The sequence below is a fragment of the Bradyrhizobium yuanmingense genome (assembly GCF_900094575.1).
GTDB lineage: Bacteria > Pseudomonadota > Alphaproteobacteria > Rhizobiales > Xanthobacteraceae > Bradyrhizobium > Bradyrhizobium yuanmingense.
On the sequence record NZ_FMAE01000006.1, the window covers coordinates 257,153 to 271,236 of the forward strand.

General features: G+C 64.6%; 14 protein-coding genes. 4 read left to right on the plus strand and 10 right to left on the minus strand.

Annotation, left to right across the window (positions count from 1 at the left end; translation table 11 throughout):
* Nucleotide 1: 1 nt before the first annotated feature.
* Both phnH and phnG read right to left on the minus strand, forming a co-directional pair.
* On the minus strand, nucleotides 2-610 hold the full coding sequence (gene phnH, locus GA0061099_RS22615; RefSeq protein ID WP_036026934.1) for a phosphonate C-P lyase system protein PhnH: 609 nt from the start codon (nucleotides 608-610) through the stop codon (nucleotides 2-4).
* Between the two features lie 4 nt (nucleotides 611-614).
* On the minus strand, nucleotides 615-1,079 hold the full coding sequence (gene phnG, locus GA0061099_RS22620) for a phosphonate C-P lyase system protein PhnG (protein ID WP_036026932.1): 465 nt from the start codon (nucleotides 1,077-1,079) through the stop codon (nucleotides 615-617).
* Between the two features lie 119 nt (nucleotides 1,080-1,198).
* Here phnG and phnF point away from each other — a divergent pair, with 119 nt between their 5' ends.
* The gene (phnF, locus tag GA0061099_RS22625; protein ID WP_036026930.1) at nucleotides 1,199-1,930 is read left to right on the plus strand and encodes a phosphonate metabolism transcriptional regulator PhnF; all 732 of its coding nucleotides are present in this window, start codon (nucleotides 1,199-1,201) and stop codon (nucleotides 1,928-1,930) included.
* Between the two features lie 136 nt (nucleotides 1,931-2,066).
* On the opposite strand, the gene phnE (GA0061099_RS22630) is transcribed toward phnF, so the two are convergent.
* From phnE (GA0061099_RS22630) to phnC, 4 genes are all read right to left on the minus strand, one after another.
* The gene (gene phnE / locus GA0061099_RS22630) at nucleotides 2,067-2,921 is read right to left on the minus strand and encodes a phosphonate ABC transporter, permease protein PhnE (protein WP_050996001.1); all 855 of its coding nucleotides are present in this window, start codon (nucleotides 2,919-2,921) and stop codon (nucleotides 2,067-2,069) included.
* Nucleotides 2,918-3,805, minus strand: coding sequence for a phosphonate ABC transporter, permease protein PhnE (gene phnE / locus GA0061099_RS22635; RefSeq protein ID WP_036026925.1), 888 nt, complete (start codon nucleotides 3,803-3,805; stop codon nucleotides 2,918-2,920). The genes phnE (GA0061099_RS22630) and phnE (GA0061099_RS22635) overlap by 4 nt, the downstream gene beginning before the upstream one ends.
* A 67-nt stretch (nucleotides 3,806-3,872) precedes the next feature.
* Complete coding sequence (gene phnD, locus GA0061099_RS22640) at nucleotides 3,873-4,781, minus strand: phosphonate ABC transporter substrate-binding protein (protein ID WP_036026956.1); 909 nt, start codon at nucleotides 4,779-4,781, stop codon at nucleotides 3,873-3,875.
* A 74-nt stretch (nucleotides 4,782-4,855) separates the two neighbouring features.
* The gene (gene phnC / locus GA0061099_RS22645; RefSeq protein ID WP_036026922.1) at nucleotides 4,856-5,671 is read right to left on the minus strand and encodes a phosphonate ABC transporter ATP-binding protein; all 816 of its coding nucleotides are present in this window, start codon (nucleotides 5,669-5,671) and stop codon (nucleotides 4,856-4,858) included.
* 174 nt (nucleotides 5,672-5,845) lie between these two features.
* Between phnC and GA0061099_RS22650 the strand changes: the two genes are divergently transcribed.
* From GA0061099_RS22650 to GA0061099_RS22660, 3 genes are read left to right on the plus strand one after another with little or no spacing between them, the layout of a single operon-like run.
* Complete coding sequence (locus GA0061099_RS22650; RefSeq protein ID WP_036026920.1) at nucleotides 5,846-6,514, plus strand: LbetaH domain-containing protein; 669 nt, start codon at nucleotides 5,846-5,848, stop codon at nucleotides 6,512-6,514.
* Complete coding sequence (locus GA0061099_RS22655) at nucleotides 6,511-7,704, plus strand: alpha-D-ribose 1-methylphosphonate 5-triphosphate diphosphatase (protein WP_074448050.1); 1,194 nt, start codon at nucleotides 6,511-6,513, stop codon at nucleotides 7,702-7,704. Before GA0061099_RS22650 ends, GA0061099_RS22655 begins: the two co-directional genes overlap by 4 nt.
* A gap of 18 nt (nucleotides 7,705-7,722) precedes the next feature.
* The gene (locus GA0061099_RS22660) at nucleotides 7,723-8,421 is read left to right on the plus strand and encodes a DUF1045 domain-containing protein (protein ID WP_036026875.1); all 699 of its coding nucleotides are present in this window, start codon (nucleotides 7,723-7,725) and stop codon (nucleotides 8,419-8,421) included.
* Between the two features lie 3 nt (nucleotides 8,422-8,424).
* On the opposite strand, the gene GA0061099_RS22665 is transcribed toward GA0061099_RS22660, so the two are convergent.
* The 4 genes from GA0061099_RS22665 to GA0061099_RS22680 all read right to left on the minus strand — a co-directional run bounded on the left by GA0061099_RS22665 (nucleotide 8,425) and on the right by GA0061099_RS22680 (nucleotide 14,004).
* Nucleotides 8,425-9,018: a hypothetical protein gene (locus GA0061099_RS22665; protein ID WP_085972252.1), complete on the minus strand. Its 594-nt coding sequence runs from the start codon at nucleotides 9,016-9,018 to the stop codon at nucleotides 8,425-8,427.
* An 83-nt stretch (nucleotides 9,019-9,101) separates the two neighbouring features.
* Entirely contained in the window at nucleotides 9,102-10,502 is a 1,401-nt protein-coding gene (locus tag GA0061099_RS22670) for a selenium-binding protein SBP56-related protein (RefSeq protein ID WP_036026873.1), read from the minus strand.
* 354 nt (nucleotides 10,503-10,856) lie between these two features.
* Nucleotides 10,857-11,795 carry a dihydrodipicolinate synthase family protein gene (locus tag GA0061099_RS22675; protein ID WP_036026912.1) on the minus strand — a complete coding sequence of 313 codons (939 nt, stop codon included), beginning with the start codon at nucleotides 11,793-11,795 and terminating at the stop codon, nucleotides 10,857-10,859.
* 127 nt (nucleotides 11,796-11,922) lie between these two features.
* On the minus strand, nucleotides 11,923-14,004 hold the full coding sequence (locus GA0061099_RS22680) for a methyl-accepting chemotaxis protein (protein WP_036026871.1): 2,082 nt from the start codon (nucleotides 14,002-14,004) through the stop codon (nucleotides 11,923-11,925).
* Between the last annotated feature and the right edge of the window lie 80 nt (nucleotides 14,005-14,084).

Genomic DNA, 14,084 nt, shown 5'->3' on the forward strand with positions numbered 1-14,084 from the left:
TCTAGCTTCCCTTGCTCACGACGCGCGTGGTGCGGGGGATCGCGACCACAGCGTCATCGGCGACCAGCACCACATCGATGCCGCGCGGAAACAGCGCCTCGTTGATATGCAGGCGCTCGAACAGGTCGAAAGGCTTGATCGACGCCTGCAGCGTGGCGACACCGTCAATGCCGGGGCCGCGCAGTTCGAAGCTGCGCCCGGCGGCGAGGCTGTCGACCTGGATGACCACCGTGGTCGAACGGTCCGGATACTCGCTGGTGCCGAACGCGAAGCGCTCGAGCGCAGGCAAGGCGCCGCCGTCACTGATGAGCGCGAAGGAAGCGATCGACGAATCCTGCACGACCGGCGCGCCGGTGTGGAACTTCAGCCACTTCGTCACGTCCGAGCTTTCCGCCATCCGCGCATCGAGCCAGAGCGGCGTGTCGTGATCGAACAGCGTCAGCGCGATCGCTGCGGTGCCGCGCATCATCGGCCCTGGCGCCCCCGCCATCGGCACGATGCGCTGGACCGAGCCCGGCCGCGCCATGGCGTCCATGACCGAGCGAAAGGTCGATTGCGCCGACAGCACCTTGTCGGCGAAACCGGGCGGCAGCTCCGCAATCGTGGTCATGATCTCACCCCTCACCGCGCACCATGGTGTAGAAATCAACCTTCGTCGCGGCGGCCGCTGCCGCCGCCTGCTTGCGCCTGACCATAAGCTGCTCGCGCAACGGCGCGATAACGTCGCGCTCCACCGCTCCGCCGAAATCGCGGGACTGCACCAGCGCATCGCACAGCGCGATCAGCCGCGCCTTCTCACCGTCGCGGCCGAGCGTGTAGCCGAACCCGACCTCGCCGCTCGCAAGCCGCACCGCGGCGCGCGACACCGTCGCTTCGCCGAGATTGAACGGCGCGCCGTCGCCGCCGACCCGGCCGCGCAGCATGACGAGGCCGTTCTCCGGCGAGCGCAGATCGTGGTGATCCGGGAGAGACAAGTTGCGGAGGCGAGCGGCGATCTCGCCCGCCTCCGCGTGCGCCAGCACCGCCATTGCGGCCTTGCGCTGGGCTTGCTGGTCGTTGTGCTGGGTCACCTGGTCCACCGAGCTTTTTGACAGAACTTGCCGCGTCGAAGTTGTCTATGATAATAGACAACTTCATACGGACGCGCCATGACTGTTTCGTGACAATGCTGTGATTTCTGGAGTAGGTTTCCCGCGACATGAGCATGCAGGACACAGCCTCCTCGGGCGTCGCGCTATGGCGCCTCGTGGCCGATGGCATCGAGCGCGGCATCGCCGACGGCCGCTTTGCGGCCGGCGACAAATTGCCGGGCGAGATGGAGATCGCCGAAACCTATCGCGTCAACCGCCACACCGTGCGGCGCGCGTTGGCAGCCCTCGCCGAGCGCGGCCTGGTGCGCGCCGAGCGCGGCAGCGGAACCTATGTCGAGGCGCAAAAGCTCGCTTATCCCTTGCGCTCGCGCACGCGCTTCTCCGAGATCGTCGGCGCCGATGGCCGCGAACCGCATGGCCGGCTGATCGAGGCGACCGATGACGTTGCGACGCGCGAGCTCGCACGAGAGCTGGGAGTGAAGACCGGCGCGCCGCTGGTGCGGATCGAGGCGATTCGCCTCGCCGACCGCACGCCGATCTGTGTTTCCACCACCTGGCTATCGGCGGAGCGGTTTCCGGAGGCGGGCGCCGTGTTCGCGGCAACGCGCTCGATGACGAAGCTGCTGGAGCATTTTGGCGTGCGCGACTATCGCCGCGGTGCGACGCGAATCACCGCGGGGATCGTCGACGCGAGCGACGCCGCACGGCTCGACCTGGCGCTGGGGCGGCCGATCCTGGTGGTCGACGCCACCGACCATGATCTCATGGGCAAGCCGCTGGTGACGAAGCACTCGCGCTTTGCGGCAGAGCGGGTGGAGTTTTTGGTGGAGAACGCTTAGATCAGAGCGTTTTCCAGCGAAGCCTGCCCTCGGACTTGATCCGGGGTGGAAACGATTTGCGTCGAGAAAACGCGTCAAAACAAAAATCAGAGCTCCGTTCCGATCCAATCGGAACGGATAAGACTGCAGCACGACGTTAGGCGACCGTCCGCTTGCCGATGATCGCGAAGCGCAGCTTGCCGGAAATCCAGTCGATCGACGATACAGTTACCAGGATCAGCAGGATCAGAAACGATACCTTCTGCCATTCCAGCACCCGGATCTGTTCGGCAAGCTGAAGGCCAATGCCGCCAGCGCCAACGATTCCGATGATCGTCGCCGATCGCGTATTCGACTCGAAATAGTAGAGCACCTGGCTCAGCAAGACCGGGAATACCTGCGGCAGCAATCCGAAGCGGACGCTGTGGAGATGGTTGCCGCCCGATGACCGAACGCCTTCCGCGGGGTTCTTGTCGGCGACCTCGATCGCTTCCGAGAACAGCTTGCCGAACGTTCCGAAATCGCTGCAGATCACGGCCAGGATGCCGGCAAACGGCCCCAGCCCCACGACGCCGACCCAGATCAGTGCCCAGATCAAAGTGTCGACTCCCCGGATGGTATCGAGGCCACGACGCGTCAATAGGCGGATGATCCGGTTTGCAACCACGTTGCGCGCCGCCAGCAGGGATACCGGCAGCGCGAGCAGCGCGCCGCCAAGGGTGCCGAGAAACGCGATCGACACCGTCTCTCCGAGCGCATGCAGATATTTCAGAACCTCCGCCCAAGAACCCGGGCTGGGCGGCAACATGAGCTGGACGAATTCGCCCAGCCTGACCATGCCCTGGGAGAGCCGATTAAAGGGAATATCGAGCTGGACGATCCCGAACAGGAACAGCCCGACCGTCCCGCCGACGAGTATTGCGATCCTTCCCCGCTGCCACCAATCGGTCCGGAAGACGTCGGGATACCGTTCGGCAATGCCGGCCCGGTTTTCAAAACTGAAGGAGCTCATCGGGTGCTTCCCTCCAGCCCGAGCAGGCGGTGTCGCAACCGTTCCGTCAGGAAGTCGATCAACATGACGGTAAGGACGATGAGCAGCAGGATGGCGCTGACGTCGGTGAAGTAGAACTTGCGAACCGCCTCGATCAGATCCTGGCCGATCCCGCCGGCGCCGACGAAGCCCATCACGGCCGCGCCACGCACGTTGATCTCGAACCTGAGCAAGGCATAGCTCACGAAGTTCGAGAGGACCTGAGGCAACGCGCCGAACCGAACAACCTGAACCCAGCTGCCCCCGCTTGCCGCCACCCCTTCGACCGGCTTGCTGTCGATGTTCTCGACAACCTCGGCGAATTGCTTGCCCAACGCTCCGGCCGTATGGATTGCAATCGCCAGAACGCCCGGCAGCGGCCCGAGACCAAAGGCCAGCACGAAGATCAGGGCAAACACGATCTCCGGCACGGTCCTGAAAAACTCCAGAACGCGCCGGGTGACGAAAACAGTCGTTCCTGATTTCACGAGATTGGCCGAGGCGAGGAAGCAAAGCGCGAAACCGCACAGCGCACCCGAGAGGGTGCCCATATAGGCTATCAGCAACGTATCCCCGAGAAGCCGTGCCCAGCGCGGCAATCCCCACAGCCAGTCCGCCAAATCGCTCCATGCGGTCGCGAACGAAAATTTGGGTGCGATGCTGACGAAATAGGCCGGGAAGCGCCAGAAGTTCTCGACAAAATTTCCGAGACTGACCTCGCCCATCCAGCCCGCGGCAATGGCAACGGCGATCAGGACGGCGGCACCGAGCCATACGCGCCGGCGCTTGGCGGCAATTGCAGCCGCATAGCGATCGGCAAGCTCACGCAGCCTGGCTTCCGGAAATTCGGGAACTGCTGTTCGCATGGGATGTTCGGAAGAGCCGACGGGCAGATCTTGCAATCTGCCCGCCTTGTCCAACCCTTCGTTTCCCTCAGGATTTCTGCTTACGAATGCTGTCGACAAACTTGGTCAGTTCGATCACGGCCTCATACGCCTTGTGGTCGACCTCGACGTAGGGCAATTGCTTCCCCTCATAGATCTTGTCGAAAGCCGCCTTGTCCTTCACCGCAATTTCCAGCACGGCTTTCTTGATCGCCGCCTTGAGGTCGTCAGGCAGGCTGCTGAGATAGGCCATCGGCGAGTTCACAATCTGCTCGGACTTCATGATGATCTTGAAATCAGCGGCCTTCGCCATGCCCTTCCGTTCCATCCGGAGCAGGTTCGATTCCTTCTCGTCGTTCCACCAGTTGAACGCCGCGTCGCAGGTGCCCTGGGAAAGCCCGATCACCGCGTTTTCATGGCTCCCCGAATAGACCACCTTGGCGAAGAACTTTTCCGGGTCGATGCCCATCTTGTTCATCGCGAAACGCGGCACGTTGTTGCCGGAAGTCGAATTGGGATCGACGAGGCAGAGGTTCTTGCCTTGCAGGTCCTTAATGTCCTTGTAGCTCGAATCGCTTTTGACATAGAGAACCGAGTAATAGCCTTTGGTGCCGTCGCCGTTCACCTCGATCGCGAACGGTTCGACCTTCGCGCCAATGATGTAGGCACGCGCGTAGGACGCCGGGCCGTACATCGCAATGTGAATGTTTCCTGCACGCTGACCTTCGATCACCGCGGCGTAGTCATTGGCGATGCGCAGCGTGACCTTCGTTCCAAGCTCGCGGGACAGGTACTCCGTCAAAGGCGTCCAGCGGTTGGTGGTGCCGGAGGCATTCTCGTCGGGGACTTTTGCGAAGATCAACTCAGGATATCTCGCCTTCCAGTCCTGCGCCGCAGCGGCTGAAACTGAAAATGCCAGGGCCGCCGCAGCGGCAACGATCGTACGACGGTCTATCATGACGTCTCCCATTTCAAGGTTGTGAAACTGTCGAGTTCCGGCTCTGCGCTAGGCTCGATTTAAAGAAGCAGCGATCAGGCCACGGCAACCGTGCGGAGGGCAGGAACTGCTGTGCCGACCGATGCATCCGCGGGCGCAACATCCATGACTTCATTCGCCTCGAGATCGTACAGCTCGCGCGCGATATGATCGGTCAAGGCCGCCGGCGCGCCGTCGAACACCACGCGTCCGGCCGCCATGCCGATCAGGCGGTCGCAATAGCTGCGGGCGAGATCGAGCGAATGCAGGTTGCAGAGCACGGTGATACCGAAATGCTTGTTGATGCGCAGAAGCGCATCCATCACGATCTTGGTGTTGCGGGGATCGAGCGAGGCGATCGGCTCGTCGGCAAGGATAATGTCGGGCTGCTGAACCAGCGCCCGCGCGATCGCCACGCGCTGCTGCTGACCGCCCGAGAGCTGGTCGGCGCGCTGGGCCGCGATGGCAGCCATGTCGAACTGCTCGAGCGCCGACATCGCGATGGCCTTGTCTTCTTCGGGCCAAAGCTGCAGCAGCGACCGCCATGTCGGCACCGTCGACAGCCGCCCCATCAGCACATTGGTGAGGACGTCGAGCCGGCCGACGAGGTTGAACTGCTGAAAAATCATCGCCGACCGCGCACGCCACTGCCGCAGCTCCTTGCCGCGCAGCGCGGTGACGTCGACGCCTTCGAACAGGATGCGGCCTTCGGAGGGCTCGGTGAGGCGGTTGATGGACCGCAGCAATGTCGACTTGCCGGCGCCGGATCGCCCGATCACCCCGACGAAGCCGCCAGGGGAAACTTGAAACGAAGCATCGTCCACAGCGGCCTTCGCGCCGAAGCGACACGTCAGGCCTTCAACCACCAGCATCGAGGGGCTCCAGAGTAGCTGGAGCCAACCGCTAACGCCCGTGGTTAACACTTGTGTGACAAGGCTGCTGCAGTGCGGCCATCCTACGCACGTCATCCCCTGTCATCTCATTGTCACGACACCGTCATCCGGTCGCTCGAAGAAAGACTCCCGCCCTCGCACTTCGGATGCAACATGGCCAAAGCTCTTTCGGTTCAGCCGACCGTCGATCCCTCGGCCAAGCTGCATGAGACCAGGCTTGGCGCCTACACCGAAGTCGGCGCGCGCACGATCCTGCATGAAGTCGCGATGGGCGATTATTCCTATGTCGTGAACGATGCGCAGATCACCTACGCCACCATCGGAAAGTTCTGCTCGATCGCGGCGATGACCCGCATCAATCCCGGCAACCATCCGATGCATCGCGCCACTCAGGCGCATTTCACTTACCGATCCAGCGCCTATTTCGAAGGTGAGAGCGACGATCTCGAGTTCTTCGACTGGCGCCGCCGGCATCACGTTCATATCGGCCATGACGTCTGGATCGGCCATGGCGCGATCGTGCTGCCGGGCCGCAACATCGGCACCGGCGCGGTGATCGCCGCCGGCGCGATCGTCACCAAGGACGTGCCGGCCTACAGCATCGTCGCCGGCAATCCGGCCCGCATCGTGCGGCGGCGATTCTCGGAGGAGATCGCCGGACGGCTCGCAAGGCTTGCCTGGTGGGACTGGGATCACGACAAGTTGCGCGAGGCGCTGCCCAATTTCCGCAAGCTCGGGATTGAAGATTTCCTCTCAGCATACGAAGCAAAAGCGAGCTCACTCGCCAATTCTCCTGCCAGCAAACGAAGCGCGGTCGCGTGACAGACATATTCATCGAAGGCGGCCGGGCCCTGATCGGCGCCGAGCTCGTCGAAACCTCCCTTCTCGTCTCCGGAACAGACATTGCAGAGGTCGATGCTTCTCGCGGCCGGGCGCGGCTGGCACTGGATGCCCGTGACCTGCTGGTGCTGCCCGGCATCGTCGATCTGCATGGCGATGCCTTCGAGCGGCAGATGATGCCGCGCGCCGGCGTCGACTTTCCGATCGACGTCGCGCTCGCCGACAGCGACCGCCAGGCGATCAGCAACGGCATCACCACCGTGTTTCACGCCACGACCTGCTCGTGGGAGCCGGGCCTGCGAAGCGCCGACAATGCGCGCGGCCTGATGGAGGCGATCGAGCGGCAGCGTCCGCAGTTCGCTGCCGACACCCGCTTCCACCTGCGGCACGAGACCTTCAATCTCGATGCCGAAGCGGAGATCGCAGAGTGGCTCAGCGAGGGCCGCGTCGACCTGTTCGCCTTCAACGATCATATGGACGGCGTCGTTGCCGACATCTCCAACCCACGCAAGCGCAACCGCATGGTGGAGCGCACCGGTCTGTCGAGCGAAGAATTCGACCGGCTGGTCGAGCGCGTGGTCTCGCGCGCCGACGAGGTGCCCGCCTCGGTGTCACGCCTGGCCGCCGCGGCCCGCGGGGCCGAGGTGCGGATGCTCTCGCACGACGATTCGAGCCCGGCGATGCGCCGGGACTTTCGCGAGCTCGGCGCCTTGATCGCGGAGTTTCCGATCAACGAGGAGACGGCGCAGGCTGCGGCCAGCCACGGCGATGCCATCGTCTATGGCGCGCCGAACGTCGTGCGCGGCGGCAGCCACACCGGCTGGACCAGGGCCTCCGACATGATCGCCAAGGGGCTCTGCTCGGTGCTGGCGTCTGACTATTATTATCCCGCGCAGCTGCTCGCCGCGTTCCGCCTGGCCGCCGATGGCGTGGTGCCTCTGGCTCAGGCCTGGGATCTGGTCTCCGCCGGCCCGGCGCGGGCAACCGGCCTCACCGATCGCGGCCTGCTCGCGGAGGGACGCCGCGCTGACATTCTCCTCGTCGACGACAACGTGAAGCTGCGGCCGCGGCTGATCGCGGTGATCTCAGGCGGCAGGCTCGTGCATCTCACCGACGCGACGCGGCTGCTCACCGCAGTGGCGGCGCCGCGCGAGACTGTCGTCGCGGCGTAAATTGGTTATGCTGAGGCAATGACAGGTTTCCCCCGCTACGCGATCTATCATGCCGCAGGCCGCGACAGCGCCCTCTCCCGCTTCGGCGCCGAGCTGCTCGGCTATGACGCCTACAGCGGCGGCGAGATTTCGTTTCCAGAGCAGGCGCTGCACGCCGCGCCCGACTGGCGCGAGGTCAGCGCCGATCCTCGCAAATACGGCTTTCACGCCACGCTGAAGGCGCCGATGGCGCTGGCGCCTGGCAAGACCGAAGCCGAGCTGCTGGCCGCCTGCGCGGCCTTCGCGGGCAGGACACGTCCGATCCCGGCGATCCGACCAGTGGTCGATGCCATCAGCGGCTTCATTGCCGTTATTCCGGCCGAGCCGATGGAAGCGCTCCAGCAACTTGCCGCTGATTGCGTTCGCGAGTTCGACCCGTTTCGCGCCGCGCTGACGGCGGAAGATCGCGCTCGGCGCAAGCCGGAGAAGCTCAGCGAGCGGCAGCGCGATTATCTCGACCGCTGGGGCTATCCTTACGTGATGGAAGAATTCCGCTTCCACATGACGCTGACGGGGCGGCTGGATGCGGAGCGGCGCGGGCCGATCCTTCAGATGCTGCGAACACGGTTTGCGGCGCTGGGGATCGAGACGCTCGCGATCGATCGCATTGCGCTGTTCAGGCAGGATGATGCCAAGGCGCGGTTTCGCATCATCGGCGAGTGGGCTTTGGTGCGGTAGACCTCAGCGCGAGGCCGCAAGATTGAAAGCGAGCGCCACTGCGCCAACCAGAACGAGGCTGGTCGCCCAGACTGCATCCAGGTTGAACCAGCTTCGCGAGACGAACCTCAGTCCCAGATGGCGGTAGACCAGCCACGCCAGACATCCGCCGGCGCCGACCATGGCGGCAACGTGCACCAGCGACACCAGCACCGCCATCCCGAGATTTGCCGTCATCAGCGCGCCCGCCGCCTGATGGCCGGCATCGAGCTCGAAGGCCTGGCAGAGCCCGAGATAGATCGGCACGAGCATCAGGGCAGCGCCGTGAGCGATGGCGACGGCAAATGACCAGAGCACCAATTGCGTCGGCGGAATTCGTGCCAGCGCGCGCGGATGACGCCGGTCGATCAGCCGGTAGACGCCAAAGCCGATGACGAGAAGACTCGCACCGATCTGGATTGGACGCTGCCATTCGGCCAGTACGAGCAGGAAGGCGAACGGCAGCAGCACGAGAAGTGTTGCCAGGAGGTGCCCGGCCGCCAGAGCCCACAATGCACGGAAGAGCGCGAGGGGGCTCTTGTCCATGAGCCCGGCCGAAACGGCGAGCGGCCATCCCATTCCCGGATTGACCCCGTGGTAGAGACCGCTCGCAACAAGCGCGAGCCACAGCCAGCCAAGGGCCGGGCTCGCCTGCGTCCCATCTAGACCGACGGGTAGCAAAATGAGTCCGTCGAACAATCGCCGCCCTCGAGCCTGATCTGGTGCGCACGATATCCGTCGGGGAAGCTCACGAAATAGTCCTTGTCGAGTTCGAGGCCGCCGTTCCGACCGACATTGGCCATGACTTCCACACCCGGAACCCCGTCGGGATAGAACTGGTCGTCCCAGGTGGAATAGAGCGAATTGGTCCAGTACACGCGCCGGCCGTCGCGGCTGATCTCGACCATCTGCGGACCCGCCGCAAAGGGCTTGCCGTTCGGATGGGGCGTGCGGCGCGCGATGCCGCCGATGTGGACCGAGCCCGCAAGCTTCGGCTTTCTGGGATCGCTGACGTCGTACTGGCGCATCTCACCCGTGCCCCAGCACGAGACATAGAGAAACCGGTCGTCCATCGACAGGTCGATGTCCGTCACCAGCGGCGGCACGGCGCCAAATCCCTGCAGCAGCGGCGGCAGCTTCTCCTTGGGCGCGGGTTCGGGAGGGATCGTCGCCGTTTTCTCGGCATGGAATTTTCCGCCCTCGCGCCACCAGGTCCAGATCGACGCTTCGAGGTTGGTGGTGTCGACCACGACACCGACGAAGCCGTACTCGCGAACCGGATCGTGCGCGGGGCGCACCTCCAGCGCCATCTGATGATTGGCGCCGAGGTCGATGGTCTGGACGTTGCGACGGGCGCGAAGGTCCCAGAAGTGGAGGCGATGGCCATATTTGTTCGCAAGCAGATCTTCCGGGACGATCCCGTTCTCGAACTGCGGCGGTAACGCCCATTCGCTCGTCACCATGTAATCGCGCGGCAGATTCCACCAGAAATCATAATGCAGCGTTTGCGGGCCACGGTCGATCTCCCATCGTCCAAGAACTTCGAACGTCTCGCAATCCATGATGAAGACGCCCGGAGGTCCGTTGGTGCCGTCCTTGCCGCCGCCACCCAGCGTGCTCACGTAAATGCCGTCCGGCCCGCAATGGATCGTGTGCGGTCGCGAGTAGCCGGTCTTCTTGAAGACCTCCTCTGGCTCGATGATCTTGTGGATCTTGGCCTTCGTCGGATCGGGCTTGGTATCGATCACGTAGATCCGCGACGAGCGCAGCCCCGGGATGATGAGATAGCGCCGCTCGATGAAGGCGTGTCCGGCGAGCGGCGACAGGGCGGAGGAGCAAGCATTCCAGCCGAAATGGTGAAACTCATCACCCTTGTTGGGCATCGTTACGGTGTGGACGATCTGGCTATAGGTCGGCGATCCCGGCTTGACGTCGATGACCGCGAGAGCATCCGGCTTTGAGAAATCCGGACTGAGCAGCAAGGTGTAAGCAAAATTCTCCGCAGGCGCTTCCATCGCAAGCTTGGGCGATGCGTGAAAGGTAGGATCCGGCCTCATCGTCATGGCACTGCCTCCCTGTTCTGTCGGTTTGCACCAACCTGGCTCGGGATAGTGGCAAAAGAAGAGCTGTTGCGAGATGTCCTGGGAATCTCCGCACGGCCGGTTGGCGCGCGTACATTATGCCATCGCGGGGCCATGGGGAACGGCCCGGCACGCGCTAATTCGACGCCTTCAGGCGAAATGGGCATCCCTCGTTCATTTCGAGCGAGGGCGCACAAGTCGCTCCTCGCAGCCTTCGTAGGGTGGGCAAAGGCGCAAAGCGCCGTGCCCACCGCTCTTCCCGCGGGCGCGCAAGTTGGTGGGTACGCTTCGCTTTGCCCACCCTACGACAGGTTCACGCAATGACGGGGGAGAGAATTACTTCCCCCACCTGAGCGCCAACGCGTCGCGCTCCTTGGCGAGCTCCAATAGCCCGGCGCGCGTCGCCGGATGCAGCGGCTGCAGCGGATGGCGCACCGCCTCCGACTTGATCACGCCGCCGGCCTGCATCATCACCTTGCAGGCGATCAGGCCGCATTGGCGGTTCTCGTAATTGATCAGCGGCAGCCAGCGCTCATAGGCGGCCTTCGCCTTTTCGCGATCGCCCGCGAAATAGGGATCGATGATCTGGCGGATGCCGTCGGGATAGCCGCCGCCGGTCATGGCGCCGGTGGCGCCGGCGTCGAGATCGGCGAGCAGCGTGATCGCCTCCTCGCCGTCCCAGGGGCCCTCGATGTCCTTGCCGCCCGCCTCGATCAGGCTGCGGAGCTTCGAGGCCGCGCCCGGCACCTCGATCTTGAAATAGCGGATGTTGGAAAACTCGCGCGACAGCCGCGCGAGCAACTCGACCGACAGCGGCGTGCCGGCAACCGGCGCGTCCTGGATCATGATCGGGATGTTGATCGCGCCGGAGAGCACCTTGAAGAATTCGACGATGCCTTTCTCGGGGACGCGGAAGGTCGCGCCGTGATAGGGCGGCATCACCATCACCATGGCGGCGCCGGCCGCCTCCGCCTGCTTGCTGCGCGCGGCGCATACGGCCGAGCTGAAATGGGTGGTGGTGACGATCACGGGAACCCGGCCGGCCACATGGTCCAGCACCGCATGCATCACCGTGTCGCGCTCGGCATCGGTGAGCACGAACTGCTCGGAGAAATTGGCGAGGATGCAAATGCCGTGCGAGCCGGCGTCGATCATGAAATCGATGCAGCGGCGCTGACCCTCGAGGTCGAGCTCGCCGCGCTCGTCGAAGATGGTGGGCGCGACCGGGAACACGCCGCGATAGGGGCGTTGGGCCTTGTGTGGGGTGACCGGCATCGAACTCTCCATCCCTGATGTGTCTTGCGTCTGCCGCCGCGCCCGTGGGAGCGAGGCGGCACAGATGTACCCGCAGTGCCGAGCTGCGGCAATGCCCGCGCGACGTCCGATGGAAAGAGTACGAAAATCAGGCGCTCTTCACGGCGCCCAGGAAACCCTCGACCGCGACGCGAAGACGATCGGCATCCGCCGACATCTTCTTGACGGACTCCGACAGCACCGTGCCGGCGTTGCCGGTCTCCTGGTTGAGCCTGGCGACGCTGCCGATGGTATCGGTGACCTCGCGGGTGCCCTGGGCCGCCTGCTGGAAGTTGCGCGAGATCTCCGTCGTGGCCGCGCGCTGCTGTTCGACCGCGGCGGCAATCGCCGTCATCTTCTCGTCGATGCCGCCGATGGCGCCGCCGATCAACCGGATCGCGGCGACCGCCTGGCCGGTCGCGCCTTGGATCTCCTCGACCTGGCGCGAGATCTCTTCCGTCGCCGTCGCGGTCTGCGCCGCAAGGCTCTTGACCTCGCCTGCAACCACCGCGAAGCCGCGGCCGGCCTCGCCGGCGCGCGCGGCTTCGATGGTGGCGTTCAATGCCAGCAGATTGGTCTGGGCCGCGATCGCGTTGATCATCTTCACGACCTCGCCGATGCGACTGGCCGTCTGATCGAGAATCTCGACCGTCGCGTTGGTCTGCTCGGCCTGCGCCACGGCCTCGCGGGCCTCGCGCGCGCTCGACTGCACCTGCGCGGAGATCTCGCCCACGGATGCGGAGAGCTCCTCGGTCGCGGCGGCGATGGTCTCGAGATTGTTGGTGGCCTGCTCGGCTGCCGAGGAGACCGCCGCGGTCTGGCTGCTCGATTCCGAGACCAGCGAGCGCACGCCGCTCGCGGTGGCGTCGAGCTCCCGCGTCGAGGCCGCGACGCTCTGGATGACCGCCTGCACCGTGTCGTCGAAGCTGCGGCAGGCGGCGTCGACGGTGCCGGAGCGGGCGAGCTGAAGCGCCTGCTGCGATTCGCGTTCCTTACCCAGCCGCTCCGCGGTCGCCGCGCTCTCGCGCAGGCTTTCGAGCGCAGCCGCCATGGTGCCGAACTCGTCGGGATGTCGCGATTGCGGCACCGGCGTCGCATAGTCGCGGGCGCCGATGCGGGCGATGGCGTCGAGGATGGCGCGCACCGGGCGCATCAGCCGGTTGCGCACCACAAACACGCCCGCGACAGTCACGGCCAGTGCAAGCAGGAAGCCGAAGGATTGCACGATGAGATTGGTGAGGGCCTTAGCCTGAACCGCCTCCGCGTGCGCGATCGACAGGTCGAGCGCCTTGCTCGCGACCGCGACGATGGAGGCGAACGGAGCCTGGCACAACGCGTTCCATTCCGCGGCGGGCATCGCGGGCCGGCCGCTGCCGTCGAAGCCCTTGGTGATCTCGCCGATCTGCTTGAGGGCGCCGTCAGTCTTGGCCCTCGCCTCCTTGGCCGTGTTGACGAGGTCGGCCGGCACGTCAGGCGCAGCCAGCAGCTCCTCCATGCCGGTCCAGCCGGCGGTGACGACGCCGTTCCATCCGGCCACGGTCTGCTTCTGGGCATCGTCGAGCGGCTTGCTGGCGTTGACGTTCGGCCGCAGGGTCGAGCACTGGATGCCGTAGCGGTCGCGCACCTGCCAGGCGAGGCGGCGGGCCTGGATCATGCGGGCGATGTAAGGATCGTTCATCCAGGCGCGGTTCGACACCGCGGTGGATGCGAGATTGGCGGTCTCGATCACCTTGGTGACCGCATCGTACCAGGGCGCGGTCCGCTCCAGCTTGCGCTCGGCGCGCGGCAGCTTGGCCTCGTCGTAGAACAACTGGAATTTTGGCGCGGCCTCGCTCCAGCGCTGCTTCAGCGTGCTGGCGAGTTCGTCGCGGCGGGCGAATTCGACGGTGGGGAGCGCCGCGCTGATGGCGTCGAAGCCGGCCTGTTCCGCCTTCTCGGCAATGCCGAGCTTGGCGCGCGGGTCGTCCTCGCCGAGCAGGGCGCTCTGGGCATCGCCACGGTTGCTGCGCAGGGCAACCACGCCATGGAAGATCGACTTGTCGGCATTCGCGAGCCGCTCGGTCTCCAGACTGTCGCTATAGCGGCCGAAAGCCCCGACCATCTGGATGGCCGTGCTGGTCAGCGCGCCGGCCGCCAGCAGCGTCATCAGGACCAGGAGGAGCGTGCTTACCGATTTCTTAAAAATGGACATGGGTCGAGGGATCTAACTCTCAGGAGAGGCCCACCTTGCACCGCCACGTGCCAATGTTTCGTTAAGGTTTGAGTTGAATC

Bases quoted from the DNA above. Each gene is read 5' to 3' on its own strand.
- phnH (WP_036026934.1), bottom strand. From the start codon at position 610: ATGACCACGATTGCGGAGCTGCCGCCCGGTTTCGCCGACAAGGTGCTG.
- GA0061099_RS22650 (WP_036026920.1), top strand. From the start codon at position 5,846: ATGGCCAAAGCTCTTTCGGTTCAGCCGACCGTCGATCCCTCGGCCAAG.
- GA0061099_RS22680 (WP_036026871.1), bottom strand. From the start codon at position 14,004: ATGTCCATTTTTAAGAAATCGGTAAGCACGCTCCTCCTGGTCCTGATG.
- GA0061099_RS22670 (WP_036026873.1), bottom strand. From the start codon at position 10,502: ATGACGATGAGGCCGGATCCTACCTTTCACGCATCGCCCAAGCTTGCG.
- phnD (WP_036026956.1), bottom strand. From the start codon at position 4,781: ATGATAGACCGTCGTACGATCGTTGCCGCTGCGGCGGCCCTGGCATTT.
- GA0061099_RS22665 (WP_085972252.1), bottom strand. From the start codon at position 9,018: ATGGGATGGCCGCTCGCCGTTTCGGCCGGGCTCATGGACAAGAGCCCC.
- phnE (WP_036026925.1), bottom strand. From the start codon at position 3,805: ATGCGAACAGCAGTTCCCGAATTTCCGGAAGCCAGGCTGCGTGAGCTT.
- GA0061099_RS22675 (WP_036026912.1), bottom strand. From the start codon at position 11,795: ATGCCGGTCACCCCACACAAGGCCCAACGCCCCTATCGCGGCGTGTTC.
- GA0061099_RS22660 (WP_036026875.1), top strand. From the start codon at position 7,723: ATGACAGGTTTCCCCCGCTACGCGATCTATCATGCCGCAGGCCGCGAC.
- phnF (WP_036026930.1), top strand. From the start codon at position 1,199: ATGAGCATGCAGGACACAGCCTCCTCGGGCGTCGCGCTATGGCGCCTC.
- phnC (WP_036026922.1), bottom strand. From the start codon at position 5,671: ATGCTGGTGGTTGAAGGCCTGACGTGTCGCTTCGGCGCGAAGGCCGCT.
- phnE (WP_050996001.1), bottom strand. From the start codon at position 2,921: ATGAGCTCCTTCAGTTTTGAAAACCGGGCCGGCATTGCCGAACGGTAT.